At 61.6% G+C, this 19,943-nt stretch carries 18 protein-coding genes; 11 read left to right on the top strand and 7 right to left on the bottom strand.

Features of this window, described 5'->3' with window-relative positions:
* The first annotated feature begins 82 nt into the window (after nucleotides 1-82).
* Entirely contained in the window at nucleotides 83-1,474 is a 1,392-nt protein-coding gene (locus N688_RS00880; RefSeq protein ID WP_052887519.1) for a helix-turn-helix transcriptional regulator, read from the top strand.
* A gap of 285 nt (nucleotides 1,475-1,759) precedes the next feature.
* On the top strand, nucleotides 1,760-3,604 hold the full coding sequence (locus tag N688_RS00875) for a methyl-accepting chemotaxis protein (protein WP_052887518.1): 1,845 nt from the start codon (nucleotides 1,760-1,762) through the stop codon (nucleotides 3,602-3,604).
* A 265-nt stretch (nucleotides 3,605-3,869) separates the two neighbouring features.
* Here the strand turns inward: N688_RS00875 and N688_RS00870 are convergent, their stop codons facing one another.
* From N688_RS00870 to upp, 3 genes are all read right to left on the bottom strand, one after another.
* Complete coding sequence (locus N688_RS00870; RefSeq protein ID WP_052887517.1) at nucleotides 3,870-4,691, bottom strand: M55 family metallopeptidase; 822 nt, start codon at nucleotides 4,689-4,691, stop codon at nucleotides 3,870-3,872.
* A 233-nt stretch (nucleotides 4,692-4,924) separates the two neighbouring features.
* A complete protein-coding gene (locus tag N688_RS00865; protein WP_052887516.1) occupies nucleotides 4,925-5,389 on the bottom strand; it encodes a hypothetical protein in 465 nt (154 codons plus the stop codon).
* Between the two features lie 20 nt (nucleotides 5,390-5,409).
* Nucleotides 5,410-6,078 carry a uracil phosphoribosyltransferase gene (gene upp, locus N688_RS00860; RefSeq protein ID WP_052891320.1) on the bottom strand — a complete coding sequence of 223 codons (669 nt, stop codon included), beginning with the start codon at nucleotides 6,076-6,078 and terminating at the stop codon, nucleotides 5,410-5,412.
* Between the two features lie 327 nt (nucleotides 6,079-6,405).
* Between upp and N688_RS23310 the strand changes: the two genes are divergently transcribed.
* The 5 genes from N688_RS23310 to murJ all read left to right on the top strand — a co-directional run bounded on the left by N688_RS23310 (nucleotide 6,406) and on the right by murJ (nucleotide 11,345).
* Complete coding sequence (locus N688_RS23310; RefSeq protein ID WP_202901808.1) at nucleotides 6,406-6,867, top strand: DUF503 domain-containing protein; 462 nt, start codon at nucleotides 6,406-6,408, stop codon at nucleotides 6,865-6,867.
* A 56-nt stretch (nucleotides 6,868-6,923) separates the two neighbouring features.
* Complete coding sequence (locus tag N688_RS00850; RefSeq protein WP_202901807.1) at nucleotides 6,924-7,733, top strand: WecB/TagA/CpsF family glycosyltransferase; 810 nt, start codon at nucleotides 6,924-6,926, stop codon at nucleotides 7,731-7,733.
* Nucleotides 7,730-8,758 carry a bifunctional heptose 7-phosphate kinase/heptose 1-phosphate adenyltransferase gene (locus N688_RS00845; protein ID WP_081838377.1) on the top strand — a complete coding sequence of 343 codons (1,029 nt, stop codon included), beginning with the start codon at nucleotides 7,730-7,732 and terminating at the stop codon, nucleotides 8,756-8,758. Before N688_RS00850 ends, N688_RS00845 begins: the two co-directional genes overlap by 4 nt.
* A complete protein-coding gene (locus tag N688_RS00840; RefSeq protein WP_081839137.1) occupies nucleotides 8,751-9,368 on the top strand; it encodes an adenylyltransferase/cytidyltransferase family protein in 618 nt (205 codons plus the stop codon). Before N688_RS00845 ends, N688_RS00840 begins: the two co-directional genes overlap by 8 nt.
* A 195-nt stretch (nucleotides 9,369-9,563) precedes the next feature.
* Entirely contained in the window at nucleotides 9,564-11,345 is a 1,782-nt protein-coding gene (gene murJ, locus N688_RS00835; protein ID WP_052887513.1) for a murein biosynthesis integral membrane protein MurJ, read from the top strand.
* Nucleotides 11,346-11,486: 141 nt separating this feature from the next.
* Here the strand turns inward: murJ and N688_RS00830 are convergent, their stop codons facing one another.
* Complete coding sequence (locus tag N688_RS00830; RefSeq protein WP_052887512.1) at nucleotides 11,487-12,401, bottom strand: glucosaminidase domain-containing protein; 915 nt, start codon at nucleotides 12,399-12,401, stop codon at nucleotides 11,487-11,489.
* Nucleotides 12,402-12,840: 439 nt separating this feature from the next.
* Between N688_RS00830 and N688_RS00825 the strand changes: the two genes are divergently transcribed.
* From N688_RS00825 to ccsB, 4 genes are all read left to right on the top strand, one after another.
* On the top strand, nucleotides 12,841-13,674 hold the full coding sequence (locus tag N688_RS00825; RefSeq protein WP_052887511.1) for a YjbE family putative metal transport protein: 834 nt from the start codon (nucleotides 12,841-12,843) through the stop codon (nucleotides 13,672-13,674).
* Nucleotides 13,655-14,326: a DedA family protein gene (locus tag N688_RS00820; protein WP_052887510.1), complete on the top strand. Its 672-nt coding sequence runs from the start codon at nucleotides 13,655-13,657 to the stop codon at nucleotides 14,324-14,326. The genes N688_RS00825 and N688_RS00820 overlap by 20 nt, the downstream gene beginning before the upstream one ends.
* Nucleotides 14,327-14,513: 187 nt before the next feature.
* Nucleotides 14,514-15,077 (top strand): PadR family transcriptional regulator, encoded by a 564-nt coding sequence (locus N688_RS00815; protein WP_052887509.1) that lies wholly within the window; start codon nucleotides 14,514-14,516, stop codon nucleotides 15,075-15,077.
* Nucleotides 15,078-15,359: 282 nt separating this feature from the next.
* Nucleotides 15,360-16,439, top strand: coding sequence for a c-type cytochrome biogenesis protein CcsB (gene ccsB, locus N688_RS00810; protein WP_052887508.1), 1,080 nt, complete (start codon nucleotides 15,360-15,362; stop codon nucleotides 16,437-16,439).
* Between the two features lie 78 nt (nucleotides 16,440-16,517).
* On the opposite strand, the gene N688_RS00805 is transcribed toward ccsB, so the two are convergent.
* From N688_RS00805 to N688_RS00795, 3 genes are all read right to left on the bottom strand, one after another.
* Entirely contained in the window at nucleotides 16,518-17,288 is a 771-nt protein-coding gene (locus tag N688_RS00805) for a hypothetical protein (protein ID WP_052887507.1), read from the bottom strand.
* 415 nt (nucleotides 17,289-17,703) lie between these two features.
* Nucleotides 17,704-18,720: an alpha-ketoacid dehydrogenase subunit beta gene (locus N688_RS00800; RefSeq protein WP_052887506.1), complete on the bottom strand. Its 1,017-nt coding sequence runs from the start codon at nucleotides 18,718-18,720 to the stop codon at nucleotides 17,704-17,706.
* A complete protein-coding gene (locus N688_RS00795; protein ID WP_052887505.1) occupies nucleotides 18,717-19,754 on the bottom strand; it encodes a thiamine pyrophosphate-dependent dehydrogenase E1 component subunit alpha in 1,038 nt (345 codons plus the stop codon). Before N688_RS00795 ends, N688_RS00800 begins: the two co-directional genes overlap by 4 nt.
* Nucleotides 19,755-19,943: the final 189 nt, after the last annotated feature.

Raw genomic sequence — 19,943 nt, 5'->3', positions numbered from 1 at the left:
GTCCGAGGCCAGCCGGAGCGGACCGCCAACACGAGCGGGAGAGACCGGCTGGCTTCCCGTATTTGCAGGGGAGTGCTGACTGATGCTACCAGCAGATAGCGCCCGCACTGGCGGGCCCAGCGAAGGTTTGCTTGAGGCTTTAAGTACGATCGCTTTGCAGCTGCGGGCTTTGCACAGGCTGCTGAACGGACCACTCACCCCCGAGCAGCTTGCTCCTGTGGCCCAGGGCCTGGCATTGGTGGAGGAGGAGGTGACGACGCTGCTGACTGAGCTGCGCCTCGCCAGCGCGACCTCCGCCGGAGAGGAGCCGGAGCAACAGACCGAGCAGTTGGCGGAGGCACTGGGGCGACTGGTGGAGGAGCGCGCCGAGGCCCTGGGATCAGCCAGCCGGGTCCAGGTGACGGGTGAGGCGCGGCGGCTGGACCCCTCAGCCGCCGTTCTGCTTTATCGCCTGACACGTGCTGCCCTGGCTGCTGTCGCCCAGTATCGCGCTGTCCGCCATCTGCGCCTGACCCTGCACTATGGCCGCGAGCGGCTGCAGTTGACCCTCAGCGACGATGGCTCGGTCGATGAGGCTGGCACAGTCGTGGCAGCACCCCCCTTCGCGCCAGCTGTCAGCAGCCAGGAGGCGCTAGAGGGCTTAGGTCAGCAGCTACGTGCCCGAGGAGGCAGCCTGACGATCAATGCCGAGCCAGGTCAGGGTCACCAGATCAGCGCCAGCCTGCCGTATGAGCGCCCGTCCGACTCTAGCCTTCCCGCACTCTTGCCCGCCGGCAGCGCAGAGACGGGGAGGTCCTCGCAGGGCTTGCGTCTGCTGGTGGTCGCTGCACAACCCGTGATGCGTGCCGGCTTGCGCCGCCTGCTAGAGAGCTATCCCGATCTGCAGGTTATCGGCGAGGCTGCCAGTGGCATTCAGGCCAGCGGCGAGGCCCTCGAATTGGGGCCACAGGTGGTGCTGCTCGACCTTCCTCTGCCCGACGAGCAGGGAGTAGAGACCCTGCGTCAGATGAAGCAGCTCAGCCCAGATACCCGTATCCTGGTTCTTTCGGCCTCCAGTCGTCCCGAGCACCTTTCAGCAGCGCTGCGAGCTGGGGCCGAGGGCTATCTGCTCAGGGAAGCGGCCCCCGAAGAGCTGGTCCAGGCCATTCGCGCGGTGGCCCGAGGCGAGACGGTGGTGCAGCCCCAATTGGCAGCTCGCCTGCTGACGCGCCTGAGTCAGGGCGAGGAGAGCAGCAGTAGCAGCAGCGCTACCTCGCTGACAGCACGCGAGCGCCAGGTTTTGCTCTTGCTGGCGCGCGGCCTGCGCAATAAGGAGATCGCACGTCGCCTGCAGGTCAGCGAGCGCACCGTGAACTTCCACCTGGCCAACATCTACCAGAAGCTGCACGTCTCGGGGCGCACCGAGGCCCTCAGTCGGGCTATAGAGGAGGGCCTGCTCCCGCTCGATGCCCTGGCACCCACCCAGCTCAATTAAGGCGAGGAGGGGGCAGAGCAGGCGCCGCTCTCCCTCAGACGGCTCCTGCGGACCACTGGCGCGCCTGGCTTCCTCAAGATAAGACTATCTTCAAACCATCTTCCCACCACCTTGTACTCTTGCATGAGAATATGCTATCCTCACCCTAAGACTGGAGGCGACTTTTTAGCGCGGCATAGGAGTCCTTTTCGCCCACCGGAAGCACAGGAGGCAAGACCGGCTGCCCCGCTTTTTGCCGCCAGGCCAGACCGCGCGGGCCACACTGGAAAGGAATACGATGCTGGCATGGCAGAGAGAAAACAGCAGAACTGGTTTATTCCCCTGCGTGTACGCCTGCGCAGCGGCAATGAGCCGACACGCCAGGAACGGAGCGTCCATCACAAGACTAACCTTGCACGGAGTAGGGCTGCTATGACTACCTTCCCCCCGCTCAATACCTCGGCGGAGCGCGAGCGCTTCGCCTCACGGCCTCAGTCCGCCGGACCCGGACCCGCCGCAGGGCCCGCCGCTGGCGGAGCCAGCGCGACCGCTACGGCCAATCCTACTACCACCCAGGAGCAGGCCCTCTACACACGCCAGGTCAAGGAGCTGATCCGCCTGGGCAATATGCTGCGCGCTGAGCTGGGTCTGGAGGAGGTGCTCCAGCAGATTGCTGCTTCGATCACTGCCTGCACCGGCTTCCGCAGCGCGGTAATTAAGCTGCTGCAAGAGAACAGCGAGTACTTGAAAGCAGTGGCCTTCGCAGGCATTTCCGCCGATGATCAGCGCCGCCTCATCGAGCACCCAATGCGGGTGGAGCAGATGCTGCGCCAGATGCGCCCAGAGTTTCGCATCAGCCAGAGCTATTTTATTTCACATGAGCATATCCATGAGTTTGCTGATGTCACCCTGGTCGGCAATATGCCCCTCAGCGACTACCGGCCCGGCGGCTGGCATCCGCTCGACATGCTGATCGTGCCGCTCTACAGTCCACGCAAGAAACAGCTCGTCGGCTTTATCTCGCTCGACGAGCCGGAGGATGGCCAGATCCCGACGCTGGAGCGCATTGAGATCCTGGAACTCTTCGCCAATCAGGCAGCGATCGCCATCGATAACGCCCAGGTTTTTGCTCAGCAAGAGGCCGAGCACCGGGCCTTACAAGAGGCGATTGCCGCCTTGCGGGCAGACCTGGAGCCGCTGAGCCGCGGCGATCTGCGGGTTCGCCTGCAAGCCCGCCACGCCTCTCTAGAGCCGGTGGCGGCGGTGCTCAATACCTTGGTTGAACAGCTCCACGCCATTGTTTTCGATCTCCAGAAAAGCACACGCACGCTCGATGACTACGCTCACAGACTGCAGCGAAGCGCCGAGCTGCTGGTGCGCGACGCCGATCAACAGGAGCGCCAGGTCTACCACCTCTCCCACGAGGTCGATCAGCTGACAACGCTGATCCGCCAACTGGGCGAACACGCCGCCAGGCTGACACAGATGACCTCGGAGGCTCTGGATGTGACGGCTAAGGGACAGGAGACGGTGGACCGCGCCGTGGAGGGCATCCGTCAGGTACGCGAGGCAACCATGCAGTCGGCACGCCTCATGAAGCGCCTGAGCGAGAGTGGCCAGGAGATTAACGAGACAGTGACGGCCATCACTGACCTGACGGCTAGCATGAATCTGCTGGCCCTCAACGCGGCCATTGAAGCCGTGCGCGCCAGTGAGTATGGCCAGGGCTTCGCGGTGATCGCTCAGGAGATTCGCACGCTGGCAGTGCGCAGCGCCGAAGCGGCGCGCAAGGTCGCTACCCATATCCGCACAGTGCAGCACGAGACAACGGCCATTTCCCAGAGCGTGGAACGCAACACCCAGCAGGTGATCACTCAGACCGACCTGGTCACGCAGACCGGCATCGAGCTGGATGCCATTCTGACGGTGGCTGAGCAGATCGCCGATCTGGCCGACGTGATCCACGTCGATACGGAACGCCAGAGTAAAAGCTCACAGCTGGCCGTGGCTTCGGTGGGAGAGATGTCTCGCATGAGCACGGAACTCAACGAGCACTTGCAGCACAGCAAGCAGGCCGTTGACGCGATGGTCGGTTTAACCGAGGGCTTGCGTCGGCGCCTGGCCCCGTTCAAGGTGCAAGAGGAGCTGTGAAGCAGGCGAGGCGAGGCAAGGTGAGCCGAGGTGAGCCGGGCACTTCGGCGGTTGCCCCGGCAACAGGAGAAGTGAAGAGTGGAGGCCACGCGCTCTGCAAATCCGTTGTTGCGCTCTGTGCATCCCTTGCCGGCTCAGAAGTCAGAGAGAGCAGCGTGGCCAGAGAATAGAGCGAAGCTACGTGTGGCAGGACCTGCGTCAGCCAGGCTGACCCCGGGGGTCTCAGGGACCGCCTTGAGCAGCATCAGAGCGCACCTCGGCTCAGTTACGCATGGCGATACCAAAACTGGTCCCAGGCCTGCCAGAAGGTTGCGGCTGTTGAGATCACCGTTCGCGGTTCGACAATCTCCACGCCCTGACGACCCTTGAAGTCACTTACCCGTTCAGGCCCGGCCAGCTCGACCCTGAAGGTGACCGGGCTGGTGGTCGGCTTATAGGGTTTGGGCCAGTTGCGCGTGCTCAGTGCCCGTGCCACCCCCATCTCGATCAGCGAGCAGGCATCACGTGGCGCCATATGGACCGCTGAGAAGCAGCTCAGTCCACGCTTGACCTCGGCAGTAACCACCTGGGGACCGAGCAGGGCTTTCACCTCACGGCAGGTAGCGGCGTCGCCGGAGACAAAAACGGCGGGCACATCCCAGCAGCCAGCGATGGCAGAGAGAATGCCGCTCTCACCAACGCGCGTCTCGTTGATCCAGGCATTGTACCAGGCCTCGGAAGAAACGGTGTGGCAGAGCACACCATCAGGCGTGCCAGCCATCGCATGGGCCCCGACAAAGAGAATGGCGTCACAGCCGCGCTCGAAGGCTTCGATGTAGCGCGCCCAGGGATGGCCCAGCACATATTGTGCGCCAGACTCCAGACGCTCCGGAAGAAAGCTTTTGAAGTTATACGCGCCTCCAGCCCCGTGACAGTCCACCACTGTGATTTCTGTGGCACCAGCAGCACGGGCCCCGCGCACTGCCGCATTCATCTCGTCTGTGTAGAGCCTGCGCGCCTCCTCATACAGCGAATGACCTGCTGTGACCTGCTCCCAGTGCTCAATGCAGGCCACCCCTTCCATATCACAAAAGATAACGATCCGCATAGGGGAAGCTCTCCCTCAAGTGATGTAGAATCGCTTACACATACTTACTACCTATCTCTGTCTGTCGTACGCTGATCCTCTCTCTATATGACGTAGCAAGATACCAAAAAGCAAAAAATCAAAGGTCACTCCTATCTTCTTATGACGATCTCCATCCTCTCTTCTGTGGGGCTGATCAATGGACCAGGCCCGCATGGGCCTTCCTTCCCTCTTCCCTTGTTCGCCGCTCAGAGCTATCTCCGTTGGCGCTGTGCATATCTGCGCTCCAGCTCCTCCAGGCGGCGACGCTGGCGGGGACTCAGCTCATACTCACGATAGAGGCGGCGTCCGATTTTCCAGCCAAAGTAGCCGCAGATGATGGCGGCCACCAGAGCGACCAGAGCCATCGTCGCTCGCAGGAGCGCACCGTTGAGGAGATCGGTGAGCGGTGAGCCAATGAGGCGCGCGGCCACAGGCAGAGAGAGGCTCAGCAGGAGGCCAACAGTGACGCCCAGACAGCAGCCCAGCGGACCACCATTTGTCTCCCATTCCTCTGTGGCCGCCCCCCCCGGCGCAGACTGTTCGCCCTCAGCCTCCTCGACACCAGCCTGGGAAGCCGCTTCGGAGACAGCAGCCTCCCCGGCTGTCTGGTTCTGCCCGTCTGGCTCCCGAGCGGCTTCTGAGTGGAGCTGTTCCGGGTCATAGTTCACATCCGACATCGCGCCCCTCGCCGTCCTCCTCAGAAGGTTCCAAACTGCCGGTCGCCGGCATCGCCCAGGCCCGGCAGGATAAAGCCGTAATCGTTCAGGCTCTCATCAAGAGCAGCAATATAGATGTCAATATCTGGATGAGCCTGTGAGAGGCGCCGCAATCCATAGGGCGCGGCGATGATGCCCACATAGCAGATGCGTGGAATATGACGCTGCTTGAGGATCGAAATGGCATCGATCGCTGAGCCTCCGGTGGCCAGCATCGGATCGACGGCGTAGCAGACCTGCAGATTGACCGTACTGGGCAGCCGATTATAGTACTCCTGGGCCTGGAGTGTCCGCTCGTCGCGCCGCAAACCCAGATGCCAGACCTGTGCATCGGGGATGACCTCACGGAACCCCTCCGCCAGTCCCAGACCAGCGCGGAGAATCGGTGTAATGCCAATGCCGCCGGCCAAACGTTGACCGATGGTTTTCTGAAGCGGCGTCTCAACCTCGACCGGCTCCAGCGAGAGATTGGCTGTGGCCTCGTATGCCAGCAAGGCCCCGATCTCCTTCACCAGGCGATAGAATTCGGTGGGCGGCGTGCGCTTGTCGCGCAGGGCGGTCATCTTATGCGCCACTACAGGGTGACGAGATATATGCACACGCGGTAGATTGAGGGCCTCTTCTCGACGAGGCTGCGGCACTCCCTGCATTGGGAGCACGGGCTGTTCTTCGCTCCGCGTACCAACTTCTGTCATCTTACCTTCTCCTTCATGCTCGTGGCGGAAGAAAAGTGGCCTGTATGGTTGCCTTCATGAATTCTATCAGACATAATTGAGGGCGTCGAGAGTGTCCCATCCTGCCTACCAATTGCCAGCAAGTCCCTCAGCGACTGGCAACCGGCGGAGTGGAACCAGCACCTGGGCCCTGCCTGCCGCACAGCTTTACCAGTTCATGGGGCCTGCCATAGCAATGGATGACCCCAGGGATGGCCTGCAGCTACATCTGCGCCTTACACGAGCGAGTAAGCGAGCAGGGGAGTGAGTAAGCTGGGGCGGGGCGCTGAGCCACCCAGGCAGGCCAGCAGTGAGGAGGCTGGCCACCGACAGGAAGCTCTCCGGGGAGCTGGTCAGGCAGGCTCGGGACCAGGAAGTACGTGTAGTGAAGACGAGCAGGTCACGAGAGCTAACCAACTGTGCTATACTAGCCTCATGGTCGTGGGAGTCTGTCAAATCACATTGCATCTGCCGTCGTGCCATTCGTTGAAAGCCAAACGGCAGGTTCTGAAATCGATTATGGCGCGCGTGCGCAACCAGTTCGAGGTAGCGATTGCCGAGGTGGATGGGCATGACCGCTGGCAGATCGCTTACCTGGGGCTATCTTACGTGAGCACCAGCAGCCAGCACGCCGAAGAGGTCCTTAATCATGTCTGGCGCTTCATTGAAGAGACACGCCCCGATGTGATCGTGACCGACGCCAGGACCGAGATTATGAGCTGGTAATGGTGATGCCCCCTGCCAGGCTCGCCTGACCAGGCTGAGTACTTATAACAGGCACTATGTCAGTAGAGCAAGTGGAGAGCATGCCCAGCCAGGGCCGGGGAAGCCCTCGTTCTGTCTCTGTGCTCGGCGTGCGTATCGATTGCGTTACGCGGGAGGAAGCCCTCACCTTTATCGAGGAGCAGATGCGCCGCCGGCGCGCCAGTGGCAACCGTCTGCCCTGCCGTCAGGTCGCGACGGTCAATCCCGAGTTCGTGATGGAGGCTCGCCGCAACCCGGCCTTTCGCCAGGCCATCAACGAGGCAGCATTGAACGTACCCGACGGCATCGGCGTGGTCTGGGCAACGCGCTATTTGGGTCAGCCCGCCTCCGAGCGCATTACAGGCGCCGATCTGATTCCGGCCCTGGCGGAGCGCTGCGCCGCCCACGGCTATCGTCTCTATTTACTGGGTGCCGCTCCCGGGGTAGCCGAGGCCGCCGCCGCTCGCCTCTGTGCGCGCTTCCCCGGCTTGCAGATCGCCGGCACCTATGCCGGTTCGCCCTCCCCTTCCGAAGAGGAGGCGATCCTGCAACGTCTGGCAGCCGCTCAGGCCGACCTGCTCTGTGTGGCCTACGGCGCTCCAGCACAGGAGCTGTGGATCTGGCGCAACCTGCCACGCCTGCCGGTAGCCGTGGCTATGGGAGTTGGTGGCGCCTTCGATTTCCTTTCGGGCCGTAAGAAGCGGGCACCTCGTGCCTGGCAGCGTCTGGGCCTGGAATGGCTCTACCGCCTCTATCATGAGCCGTGGCGCTGGCGCCGGATGCTGGCTCTGCCCCGCTTTGCACTGGCGGTAATCTTCAAGGGACGAGGAAGGCATTCAGAAGCATGATGCAGGAAGAGCTTGGCACCAGCAGGCTTGAACGCCTGCGCGCTCTTATTTCAGCCTTCGCCGGCAAGCGCGTGCTGGTCATCGGCGATATGGTCGCCGATGAGTATTTGATCGGACGCCCCACGCGCATCGCTCGCGAGGCTCCCGTCCTGATCCTTGAGCTAAGCGAGGAGCGCACTATCCCAGGCGGCGCAACCAATGTGGCCGTCAATGCGCGCGCCCTGGGCGCGGAGGTCTTCCTGGCTGGCGTGGTCGGTGATGACGCCCCCGGCTCCCGTCTGCGTCAGGCCATTCGCGATTGGGGCATCCACCAGGAGGGCCTCTTCACCGACCAGCGCCGCCCAACTTCTACCAAAACACGTATTCTGGCCGGCAGCCCGCAGGTCGTACGTCAGCACATTGTACGCCTCGATCGCGTTGACACATCGGAGGTCACAGAACCCTGCAAGAGCCAGATCATCGCCTATATTCAGCGCATGCTCCCCTTGATGGATGCGGTCATGGTCGCCGATTACGAGAACGGCGTGATCAGCCCCGATATCATTGCCGCCTGCTTGCCACTGGCACGTGAGCTGGGCAAGATCATCGTGGTGGACTCGCATGGCTCGCTCTTCCGCTTCCAGGGCGTCACCGCCTTGACTCCCAATCAGCCGGAAGCCGAGGCGACGCTGGGCATGACAATCCACGACGAGGAGGAGCTGAACGAGGCCGGGCGGCTCCTGCTGGAAGGCAGCCAGGCCCGCGGCGTGCTGATTACCCGCGGAAGCGAGGGGATGAGCCTCTTCGAGGTCGGCAGGGAGCCGCTGCACCTGCCGATCTATCGCCTGAACCGCCATAGCAGCGAGGTGGTCGATACCAACGGGGCCGGCGACACGGTGGCTGCGACCTTCACGCTGGCCCTGACCGCCGGCGCTACGATGGCCGAGGCGGCTTTCCTTTCGAATGTAGCTGCTGCGCTGGTAGTACGCCGCCTCGGCTGCGCCAGCAATACGCCAGAAGAATTGATGGATGCGCTGCATGAGTAATGGAGGAGAACCCAGGCAGACAACTCAGGGCGGCAGCGCTCGCCCCACCGGACCGGCTCCGTCGGCGGGCCGCCTCGGCTCGTCTCTGGCGACGCGCGCCAAGATCATGGAGCGCGAGCAACTGGCCCCCCTGGTGCGTCAACGCCAGGAAAGCGGTGAACGGGCGGTCTTCACCAATGGCTGTTTCGACCTGCTGCACCTGGGCCATGTGCGCTATCTTCAGGAGGCCCGTGCCCTGGGCGATTTTCTGATCGTTGGTCTCAATAGCGATGAGAGTGTGCGGGTCCTCAAAGGTCCAGGACGGCCTCTCGTACCCCAGGAGGAGCGGGCCGAGATTTTGGCGGCTCTGGCCTGCGTCGACTATGTGACTATTTTCGGCGAGCCAACGGCCTGCGATCTGGTGGCCCTGCTCCGCCCGGCCATCTATGTCAAAGGAGGCGACTATGCCGCCTCCCCGGTCTCGCCCTCGGTCAGGGACAACACGCCCGATCCCGCTCGCCTGCCGGAGGCCCAGGTAGTCCAGAACTACGGCGGCAGCGTCCGCCTGATCCCATATCTGGCACACCATTCGACGACAGAGCTGATCATGGCCATCAAACGCCTGCCATGACCTCTTAGCAGCCTGGCTGGCCAGCTCGCCTTTCACGGACGTGCTTCCCCAGCGGAAGCACTCAGAACAGGGGCGTTCCGTCCACATTGTCGCTCACCACTCGCGCCGACCAGTTGTCTTGGAGGCGCATGACGGCCCGCCGGCTGCCAGGCCAGGCAGGCTTCATATCGCACGGAAATAGGATCGATCCAGCCTATGGCAGACTACGAAGCACAACATCCAACGCAGACAGATCCAGCGGCGGAGGGATCACCAGCGCAGGGGCATCTCTCTGGTCCGCTGCCGCTGATCACCGCCGGGGCGCCCGCGGCGGAAGGCGAGCTACCTCTGCCAGTCGAGGTAGAGGAGCAGGGAGAGACAGCGTCGGCTGCCGCCGTTACGCCGACGGCCCCTTCCAGCCCCCACGGCCAGGTTGCACGAGGGGCCTCGCTGGTCATGCTCGGTAATCTGGGCAGCAGCATCATGGGCATGGTGCGCCAGATCGTCATCGCGGCCCTCGGTAAGAGCGTCGCCGGGCCGTTCCTGGCCGCCAGCGTCTCCATGCAAACCTTCTATGATTTCGTCATTAACGGCTCGGTCGATAAGGCCCTGATCCCTACCTTCAGCGACTACGTCGCGCCCGAGAAACGCCAGGAATTTCGCCAGCTGGTTTTCACCCTGGTGAATGTCGTCACGCTCCTCATGCTCCTGATAGCCACAGGCTACGCTCTCCTTGCCCCGTTCTTTGTGAATTTCATCGCCCAGGGCTACACGGGGGCCGAGAAAACCCTGACGCTGCATTACTCGCAGATCATCTTTTTCTCGCTGGTTGGCCTGGGACCTTTCTCAGTCCTACTGGCAGCCCTCTACACTCTTCGAGAATTTGGCTGGCCAGCTTTTGCGACCGCCGCCTTTCACATCGGCATCATCATCGGCGTCATTGTTGGGGCGCTCATAGGCGAGCAGCACTTTGGCCAGTACGGGATTGCCTGCGGCGTGTTACTGGGGGCCGTCGGCGAGATTCTCCTGCTCCTACCAGGAATACGGCGGCAGAAGTTGGGCTACCTCTTCACCTTTCAGCTGCGCCATCCCGGTATCCCGCGCATCCTCAAGCTCTACGCCCCCGTGGCTGTCAGCTATTTCGTCCTCAACGTACTGCTTGCCAATTTTGACCTGCATCTGGCCTCGCTGACTCCCGGCGACGGTGCGGCCAACGTTACCGCCTTGCAGAACGCCACCCGCCTGCTGCAGTTCCCCATCGGGCTGGTGGCCTCGGCCCTGGCTTTCTCAATTCTGCCGCTGCTCTCGGTTCAGGCCAACGCTGGCGAGGAGGAACAGTTTAAAGAGACCCTGATGGCAGGTATCCGCCTGGGATTGCTGGTGATGATTCCGGCAGCCCTGGGATTGATCATTCTGCGCCAGCCGATCTGCGACCTGATCTATCGCCACGGTCGCTATACCCAGCACGATACGATCCTGGCAGCCACAGCTCTGCAAAACTATGCCTACCAGCTGCCCTTCGTGGCCGTCGACCAGCTTCTGATGGCCGCCTTCTTTGCGCGCAAAAATACCATTGTGCCGGTGGCTGTGGGCTTCATCACGATCCTGGGCTATCTGGCCGTGGCCCTGCCAGGCTACAGCACCATCGGCATGCCGGCCCTGGCCCTTGCCAATACCGTCCAAAACTCCTCACACGCCCTGATCCTGCTCCTGATCTGGCGAGTACAACACGGCTCTTTACGCCTGCGCACAACTCTGCCAGCGTTGGGCAAGATCCTGCTGGCCGCCGCCATCATGGGCTTTATCGCCTGGCTGCTTCAAGCAGGTCTGGGACAGTTGCCTTTCTTCTCCGAAGCGACGACCCTGGGCGCTTTGCTGACAGTTGTGATAGCTGGGGGAGTGGCCGCCGCTGTCTACCTGGCCTGCATTCTCATGCTGCGGGTGGAGGAGATCCATTTGCTGACGCGCGCAGTGATGGCCAAGCTGGGGAGGAAATAAGCTTCCCCCCGGAAGCAGGCTGAGCACGACTCATCCTGCTCAGCCAGGGCAAGGGAAAGGGCAGGTCGAGAAGATTTCCCAGGCCGCACCCATAGGGCAGGTCTGAGAGGGAAGCAGCTGAGCCAGCCAGGTGGCTACTCTTCAGGTCACATAGATGCTGCCAGCACGCCAGGTATCGACGGCATGCTCAACTGCTTGAATATAGGCCTTCTCATCGTTGTGATCGGCTGCGGGTGCATACTTTGGAATGATCTGCTCGATGGTCACTAATCCCCACTGGGCCACATAGAGATTGCGGATCAGCTTGTACCACTGGAGGAAGCCATCTTCCCAACTGTACATAATAGCGAAGCCATGCCCGTCAGGACTGGTACAGGGGCGAGTGGGAATACAACGAAGGTTGCCAAGCGACTTCGTTTCACGCGCCACTCCCTGGGTGCCAAAGGTACTTTCATGCATAAAGAAGGCGAGCGCGTAGACGGGATCAATGCCATACTGTACGCCATAGTTATAGAGCGCCTGCCCTTTGCCAGCTGCCGGCGAGTGATAAGCAGCAAGGACCTTATTAATGAAATCGGCGGTGATGGTTGGCTTCCCCAGGACCGAGTAGGGACCGGGATGGGAGGGGATACTTTGTTTGGGTGGCAATGGGCCAGTGCTGGTTTCCCAGGTGTTGAAGGCGTCGAAAGAGCCGCCAATCTGCACCGGGTAGACCTGGCCAGGCACCGTTACGAGGTCGAGATGCGCGCCCCGCTCATAAATGGCGGCGCTCAGCATGACCAGGAGACCGAGAACAACGGTCCCCAGGCAGAGCAAAAATGGCCCCAGCCAGTGCCTTTGCACCCCGAGGAATCGCCCCGCGGGGGGACGATTCTCCGGCAATTCAATGGTGGTCACGGGTATCGACGAAGAGGCCCGCCCTCGCAGACGCGGCGGCTCCGTCACTCCTCCTCCCTCCGCAGGCAGGATGCGCGTCGCCCTGCGTCGCGGAGGAACAAATAAGACCGGCTGATCCTCTGATCGGCTGTTGCGTCCGTAGCTGCTCCCGTTAGCCATGCACAGGCCCCTTAGAACTTTTGTTCTCGTCTTACAATGCAAAGATGCGGTTATTGTAGCACAGCACTGCGCCCGGATGCAAGGAGTAACTGCATGCTTTGCTGCAGCGATGAGTTGACAGACATCTACCTGTACTTGTCTTAGCACTAGAGAGCATACCATAGACCGGCTAAAAATGCCAGTTGAGACCATCGATTACAAGGGAAGAGGATCACCACTTTCAGGTAACATGTGCCTTAGCGCCGCTGTCAGTAGGATTGCTGACAACCTGTGGCGCCCATCCACCGTACTTCCACTAGAAGCTTCTCCGTGGCAACCACTCTGGTTGAGCCGGCCCCCTCTTAGATGGCCGCAATAGAACAGGAAGGGAGCGGCTCAGTTCAGGCGCGGAAGCTAGCGATGGACGATATTAGCCAGGAGGAGAGGAAAGAGAGAAACGGTGCTGGAACTACTTGGGGCTATTGGCGGCATTGTTCTGATTGATCTGGTGCTCAGCGGCGATAATGCCCTGGTTATTGGCGCGGCTGCAGCCCGATTACCGCGACGAGAGCGCTGGCTGGCTATTCTGGTTGGAGGCGGTGGCGCAGTGGTCTTGCGCATCCTCTTTGCGATCGTGGCAACGCTGCTGCTGACATTTCCGCTGTTGCAGGCATTAGGAGGGGCGGTGCTCCTCTACATCGCGATTCATCTGCTGATGGAGCGCATCAATCATCCCGAGAGCGCCCAGCCTGCTGGCGCTGATGGCGCCCCCCAGGCTGGCGTAAGATCCGGGAAGGGCGCCCCCTCGCTCTGGCAGGCCCTGCTGACCATCATTATCGCCGACGCCACGATGAGCCTGGATAATGTGATCGCCGTTGGCGCCTTGGCTCACGGCAATTTGCTCTTGCTGGCTGCAGGCATTCTGCTCAGCTTGCTTATTCTGCTCTTCGGGAGCGCCCTGGTGGCGGAACTGATCGGGCGCTTGCCCTGGCTCCTGGATGTAGCTGCCCTGGTCCTCGGTTGGACGGCGGGCCATATGATCTTGGGCGACCTCCGCTTAGGGCCATTCCTGAAGCAGGTTTGGTGGAGCGAGTATCTGGTCTATGCTTTCTGTCTGGGCCTGGTGCTGGCCGTCGACATCGCGCTGCGTCTGCGCGCCCGTCGGCAACCACCACCTTCCCTTTCTTCCTCTGCACCGTCGGCGGCGCCCGTAGAATCTCAACCATCGGCTACCGGCCCGGCTCGCAATGAGGCCTTGTTGTGGAAAAAGTCGGATGAACGATCTCAGCGATAAGGTGCTGGCCCGGCTAGAGCAATTCTATGAGCAGTATGGCTATGCTGCGGCTTTGCTAGGAGCCTTCACCGAGAATACAGCCCTCCTGGGCCTGCTGCTGCCGGGTGGCTCTCTGGCTTTGCTGGCGGCCTTTCTGGCACGGCAAGGCCAGCTCGATATTGTGGCTGTTTTCCTCTGCGTCTGGCTGGGCACCGTGCTCGGCTACCACTGTGACTATCTGATCGGGCGCCTGCTGCTCGCTCAGACCGTGCTCCTCCATCTGCCCGCCCACCTCGATCGACGCTGGCGACTGACTGCCCGCCTGCGCCTGGCCCGCCGCTGGCTCCAGCGTCACGGCGGGAAGGCCATCCTCTTCTCCCATCTGGTCGGTCATATGCGCTCGCTGACCGCTCTTAGCGCGGGAATGCTGGCTATGCGCTATCGACGCTTCTTGCTCTGGGAGCTGCTCGCAGCCGGCCTGTGGAGTCTCCTCTATTGCGGCCTCGGCTACTGGCTGGCCAGCGAGTATGCCCTGCTGAGTCGACTGCTCAAGGGAAGCGGCTGGGCCGCCGGTCTGCTGCTGGCGGGAATCGTAATAGGCTGGCTCGCCTGGCGCCTGGGCCGCAAGCACTGGCGGCGCCGCCAGAGACGTCCAGGCATCCCCCAGCAATAAGGCCACCAGCAATAAGGCCAGACGAAGAAAAAGGCCCTCTCCTCAGCGGCTCGACCGCACTCTGCCTCTGGGCCGTCGCCGTCCTCCTTTACAAGGGAGATAGCTTGCTGCGTCTCTATGAGTAGACTATAATGAGAGGACAGACCGCGCAGCCAGGAGCCAGGTCGTTGCACGAGAGGAGCGGTGTATGCACGTCAGCGAGCCTGCCGAATATGCCATTCTGGGGCTACTGGAGGCGCGCCCCATGCATGGCTACGAGATGTTCCAGCATTTCCAGGGCGGTACCCTGGGTCAGATTGTCCACCTGGAAATGAGCCAGATGTATGCGTTCCTCAAGAAGCTGGAGCGGCTCAACTACATTGTAGCGCAGCTGGAGCCGCAAGGCTCGCGTCCACCACGGAAGGTCTTTCATTTGACCCCTGCCGGCAGAGACTACTTTCGGCATTGGTTGACAGAACCGGTCGAGCGCCCGCGCGATATCCGTATCCTGTTCTTGTTGAAGCTCTACTTTATCCGGCACGTGCTGCCCGTCGAGATGCCGACTCTGATCGAGCGCCAGATCGCCGCCTGTCAGGAATTCCTGCGCCACCTCGAAGGGCTGCAGGGGGGTCAGGAACAGTTCGCGCCCGCTCAGGACCTGACCTTCTTCGATCGCGTGGTGCTGCGTAGCCGCATTCATCAGACGCGCGCCCTCATCGCCTGGCTGCAAGAGCTGCAACACGACTACCGCCTCGTGGGCACATCTTCATAGGAAGCAGAGCGATAGCCCTCCCTGCCCGCTCCAGCCCCCTTGCCAACAAAACAAGCAGCCTTGCGTTCGCTGATACATCTGGCAGGAGACGGCTCCCTTACTCAGCGCCATGTTCTTTCATTTGACGCCCCTCCTCAGCTATGCTACTATCTCTAATAACCAGATCCAAACCTTCCGTTGACCTCTCCTCCTGCCGCGCCTCTGATGCGCGAAAGGAGTGACAAGCGAGACGAATAGAATCAGCCTGGCAGTCCTGATATGACATGATCAATGAGGTTAGTGATGCAGCTTTTCATGGTGACGGCCAGTAGCGGCACCGCGGCCCTGCAGGGGTTGGCGACCTTGTCCAAGTATCTTTTTACTACTGGCCTCTGTATGATCGGCGTCATGACGGCGGCCTATCTCTGGTATACCATCGGCACCGCGCGCCTGGCCAGGCAGGTCGCCAGCGAGGAGCAACGTCAGCGCAGCAAAGGTAAGCTGGCCCAGGGAAGCAAGCGAGCGGCAGCAGCTGCTGCTGTCGGCAGCGAGGGAGGGGTTGCCACCCTGGTGCGCAGCGAAGTCATTCTCAACGAGCAGCCCGATGGAGAGAAGCCAATTCCGCTGAACCGCAGCCTGATCGCCGTTGGGCGCATCGGCACGACCGTTGGCTGGTTCGCGGCCCTCACCCTGGTCCTTTCGCAGGTGCTGCGTACGATTGTGACGGGGCACGCTCCCTGGAGCAATCTCTTCGAGTTCAGCGTCAGCTTTACGGCGGCTCTGTTGCTCAGCTATCTGATTTTCGAGGCGCGTTTTCACGAGCGTGTGCGAGCCTGGGGTCTCTACGTTTGTCTGCTCTCGGTGGTGACGCTGGTCATCGCCATCTATGTGGGTACCACCTACAACCTGATCACTGGCTCGGCCCAGTTGATTCCAGCGCTGCAGGACCAGCCCATTCTGACGCTGCATGTCTCGATGGCTATCTTTGCCTATGCGCTCTTCAGCGTGGCCTTCGGGACCGGTCTGATTATCCTGCTCCAGGGCGGAAGCGGCCAGCGGATCGCCTGGCTGCCCTCGGCAGAGGCCGCCGATGAGCTGGGCTACAAGGCCGTGATCATTGGCTTCCCCTTGCTGGCCCTCAATTTGATTCTGGGAGCCTACTGGGCAAATTATGCCTGGGGCCACTTCTGGAGCTGGGACCCCAAGGAGACTTCAGCGCTGATCACCTGGTTAATCTACGCCGTCTATTTGCACGCCCGCGGTATCCGTGGCTGGCGCGGCAAGCGCATCGGCTGGCTGCTGGTCATCGGCTTCGCCGCCACGCTCTTCACTTACTACGGGGTGAGTTTCCTGGTGCCGAGCTTGCATAGCTACGCCAAGTAGGTTGCCGACGGCTTTGCCGTTTGTCGTCCACCTGATCCCGCTCAGACAAGACCTCTCCTCAGCTCCGCTCAGTGCTTCTTAGAGCAGCTCACGGGCCAGCAGGAGTCGGTAGCGTGGGTTATAGGTTTTGTCGCAGAGGCTGCAGGAAACTGGACGACTGTAGCGGCGTGCTCGTGGGTATTCCTTGCCGCAGTTAGGACAGACATAGATATAACGCAAAGGCGCTCGTGCCCGTCGCAGCTGCTCGCGACGGGCGCTCTCTTCGTGAAGCAGCCGCCGCAGCTCTTCCAGATCATAGCCGGTAATGGCGGCCTCGTCGGCGGCAATAGAATCATAGCCGTGATGACGATGGCGCCGCGGAGTACCCCGAACCCGGTCAGCAAGGTGGATCAGCTCATGCGCTACCGTGACCTCGATAGAGCGCGGCTGCATGTCCGGCTCGATGAAAATGCAGTGCCGATGGCGCGCTACCTCACCACCTACGGCGGAGGCCGAGCAAGACACTGCCCTTTCGTTGAAGCCCGGCAGCGGCAGCATTGGACTGGCTCGCCCACTCTCCGGTTGACCCGGCTTGCGACTGGCCCGATCAGCCACCGAAGAACTGACCTTCCCGCCCAGCTGCACGTAGCAGTAGCAGCCGAGCACCATGAAGTTGAGTCGCTTGCCTGTCCAGCGCTGATACTCGCGACGATCCTGGGTCAGGACCAATAGTGCCAGCTCGCTCTCCGGCAGCCCTAACCGCTGCCAGTAGTGCCAAAACCAGCGCTCCACCAGGGGGGTGGCATGTAGAATAGGGCCGGCCTGTACCGGCGGGAGAGCCGGCAGGCCGGGTTTGCGTCTCGCAGCCATACGGTTTCGTTGCTCTTTACTTGTTCCTTGCTCTACTGTACTCCTTGTCAGCCCACCTGCTCATGGCCTTGGCCATCTGCTCGCCAGATCAGACGCCCCGTTGCTGCCGTTCGAGGAGGCAAGCAGGACGCAGCTGGGATCAGGAGACCGGACAAGGCCGGGCTCCGGGCCAGGCAGGCCAGCCTCACATCAGGCCACGCTTTAGCAGGAAACGGCAGCCTCCTGGCTGCCGGAACCTGCCCATCGGCTTTTGCTCAGTATAGCAGGGGGAGCTGAGAGGTGCAAGCTTCCCTCTCCTGCAGACAAAGCAGGCGGGGCTGAGGTCACCAGTCAGCCAGCCAATCAGCCCCGTCTGCGTCCTGTTCCTGAGCGAGAGTCAGAGGTGCATGCCGTATGCCGTGTTTCTGGCCTTTATTCAAGCGAGCGCTTGGGCCCCAACGAGGCTACGAGCGGCCTCGTAGATACGCTGGACACTGGGAATGACAGCACTCTCCAAAGGCTCTGAGAAGGGAATCGGGACATCGGGCACTGCCAGCCGTTGGATTGGGGCCTTGAGGGAGCCAAGCGCGCCAGCCTGAATGCGGAAGGCTACCTCGCCGCTCAGCCCGTAGCTCATGTAATCCTCGTCCACAATCAGCACCCGGCCAGTCTTACGAGCCGAGGCGACCAGTGTGGTCTCGTCTAGAGGCACCAAAGTCCGCAGATCAATCACCTCCGCTGAGATGCCTTCTTGAGCCAAGCGCTCGGCAGCCTTCAGACTGCGAGGAACCATCAGGCCAGCAGCGACGATGGTCAGGTCCCGCCCCTGACGGCGAACAGCCGCCTGGCCAAAATCCACAGTGTAGCGCTCCGTGGGCACTTCCTCCTCTTCGCCTTCGAAAGGCAAGAAAGGCAGTCCCGTTAGCAGCTTGTGCCCGAAGATCATAACCGGATTCGGGTCTGCCAGCGCGCGCGCCGTCAGACCTTTGGCATCGTAGGCCGTGGCAGGCACCACGATCTTGAAGCCGGGCAGATGGGCAAAGAGGCCATAGAGGACCTGTGAATGCTGGGCGGCATCGCCATAGCCACCGCCAATGGCGGTGATGACCGTCACAGGCATCGGCAACTGGCCCCCCGACATGTAGTGGTTTTTGGCCATGTGGTTAAACATCTGGTCGAAGCCAGCCCCGCAGAAATCAACGAACATCAGCGAGACCACAGGGTGAAGGCCAACCGAGGCCGCTCCGACGGCCATCCCCATAAAGGTCTGCTCGGTAATCGGCGTGTCCACAATTCGCTCGCGCCCATACTTCGGAAAAAGTCCCATTGTAAAGCCGAAGACGGCTCCCCAGTAGGTGACATCTTCGCCCAAGACCACCAGGCGCTCATTGTGAGCCATCTCTTGATCAATGGCCTCAGCAATAGCAAAGGCCAGCCCTCTGAGCTTTCTCATTGGAAGACCCCCCTCAGAGCCTCCTGCGGCTCCGGCAATGGACTGCTCTCTGCAAACAGGATTGCCGCTTCTGCCTCCTGCCGGGCTTCATCCCGCAGACGGCTGAGCATGGCCTCATCGGCCCAGCCAAGCACCTTGAGGCGCTCTTCCAGACGCGGAATGGGATCAAGGGCCCGCCAGCGCTCAACCTCCTCGCGCGTCCGATACTCTTCGGCATCCCCCTCAAAGTGGCCGCGGTAGCGATAGCACACCGCCTCGATGAGGGCTGGCCCCATGCCGTTGCGTGCGCGCTCGATCACCAGCTTCGCCACGCGGTAGACATCGATGAGGTCCATGCCATCAACGACATAGGAGGGGACATTGAAGCTCTGGGCCCGCTGAAAGTGGTGGACCGTGGAGAGAGCGGCCCACTTTGGTGTCGAGTCCGCGTAGAGGTTGTCCTCAATGACCACCACCAGAGGCAATTGGAAGACGCTGGCCACGTTCAACGTCTCGGCAAACGTCCCATGATTGGCTGCCCCCTCGCCAGCGAAAGCGACAGCCACATGGCGCTGGCCAAGCTTGCGGAAGGCAAAGGCGGCTCCCGCTGCTTGGGGAAAGGAGGCCCCCACGATCCCACTGCAGGCGAAGTGCCTGCTTGTGTCGAAGAGATGCATATGGCCACCCTTGCCGCGGCAGAGGCCGCTGGCTTTGCCAAAGATTTCAGCCGCCAGCTTCTTTGGTTCGACCCCTTTGGCTAAAGCATGATGGTGAGGTCGATGGGTGCTAACGACCGCATCGCTTTCCTGGAGTAGAGAGCAAACCCCCACGGCCACCGCTTCCTGGCCAACGGCCAGGTGCATCTCACCCCGGATTGGCCCCGCCGCCATGTTGAACTCGGGCGTTTTGCCAATGTAGTAGCGATCGGCGATGAGGTCTTCGAAGGAGCGAATCAGGCAGAGCTGCCGATAGGCCCGCCGTAACTGGTCCGCGTCCAGCCCCGCCTGCGCAACAAGATACTGCAGGTCCTGCGGGCTGGGTTCGGGCTTAATCATGGTCACCTCCCTCTGGCTGGAAGCAAGGCGCTACGAGAAAGTTACCGAGCCACTCTCGGCTACGGCAGCAGAAGGCCCGAGATGAGGATAGAACCGCCTGGCAGGACCAGCCAGGCGCAGGGAAAAAGACAGCGCAAGCCTTCGTCGCTCTCCTTCTGTCTACCCTGCGCTGGCTGCAACTCGATCGTC

Origin of the sequence: Thermogemmatispora carboxidivorans, from assembly GCF_000702505.1 — a bacterium.
GTDB lineage: Bacteria > Chloroflexota > Ktedonobacteria > Ktedonobacterales > Ktedonobacteraceae > Thermogemmatispora > Thermogemmatispora carboxidivorans.
This window is presented reverse-complemented; position numbering and strand designations above follow the sequence as displayed.

What these genes read in the sequence shown, in the direction of transcription:
- N688_RS00880 (WP_052887519.1), top strand. Translation starts at nt 83, where the DNA reads ATGCTACCAGCAGATAGCGCCCGCACTGGCGGGCCCAGCGAAGGTTTG.
- N688_RS00815 (WP_052887509.1), top strand. Translation starts at nt 14,514, where the DNA reads ATGCACGTCAGCGAGCCTGCCGAATATGCCATTCTGGGGCTACTGGAG.
- N688_RS00820 (WP_052887510.1), top strand. Translation starts at nt 13,655, where the DNA reads ATGAACGATCTCAGCGATAAGGTGCTGGCCCGGCTAGAGCAATTCTAT.
- N688_RS00840 (WP_081839137.1), top strand. Translation starts at nt 8,751, where the DNA reads ATGAGTAATGGAGGAGAACCCAGGCAGACAACTCAGGGCGGCAGCGCT.
- N688_RS00870 (WP_052887517.1), bottom strand. Translation starts at nt 4,691, where the DNA reads ATGCGGATCGTTATCTTTTGTGATATGGAAGGGGTGGCCTGCATTGAG.
- N688_RS00830 (WP_052887512.1), bottom strand. Translation starts at nt 12,401, where the DNA reads ATGGCTAACGGGAGCAGCTACGGACGCAACAGCCGATCAGAGGATCAG.
- N688_RS00800 (WP_052887506.1), bottom strand. Translation starts at nt 18,720, where the DNA reads ATGAGAAAGCTCAGAGGGCTGGCCTTTGCTATTGCTGAGGCCATTGAT.
- N688_RS00875 (WP_052887518.1), top strand. Translation starts at nt 1,760, where the DNA reads ATGGCAGAGAGAAAACAGCAGAACTGGTTTATTCCCCTGCGTGTACGC.
- N688_RS00850 (WP_202901807.1), top strand. Translation starts at nt 6,924, where the DNA reads ATGTCAGTAGAGCAAGTGGAGAGCATGCCCAGCCAGGGCCGGGGAAGC.
- N688_RS00795 (WP_052887505.1), bottom strand. Translation starts at nt 19,754, where the DNA reads ATGATTAAGCCCGAACCCAGCCCGCAGGACCTGCAGTATCTTGTTGCG.
- N688_RS00845 (WP_081838377.1), top strand. Translation starts at nt 7,730, where the DNA reads ATGATGCAGGAAGAGCTTGGCACCAGCAGGCTTGAACGCCTGCGCGCT.
- N688_RS00865 (WP_052887516.1), bottom strand. Translation starts at nt 5,389, where the DNA reads ATGTCGGATGTGAACTATGACCCGGAACAGCTCCACTCAGAAGCCGCT.
- murJ (WP_052887513.1), top strand. Translation starts at nt 9,564, where the DNA reads ATGGCAGACTACGAAGCACAACATCCAACGCAGACAGATCCAGCGGCG.
- N688_RS00805 (WP_052887507.1), bottom strand. Translation starts at nt 17,288, where the DNA reads ATGGCTGCGAGACGCAAACCCGGCCTGCCGGCTCTCCCGCCGGTACAG.
- ccsB (WP_052887508.1), top strand. Translation starts at nt 15,360, where the DNA reads ATGCAGCTTTTCATGGTGACGGCCAGTAGCGGCACCGCGGCCCTGCAG.
- upp (WP_052891320.1), bottom strand. Translation starts at nt 6,078, where the DNA reads ATGCAGGGAGTGCCGCAGCCTCGTCGAGAAGAGGCCCTCAATCTACCG.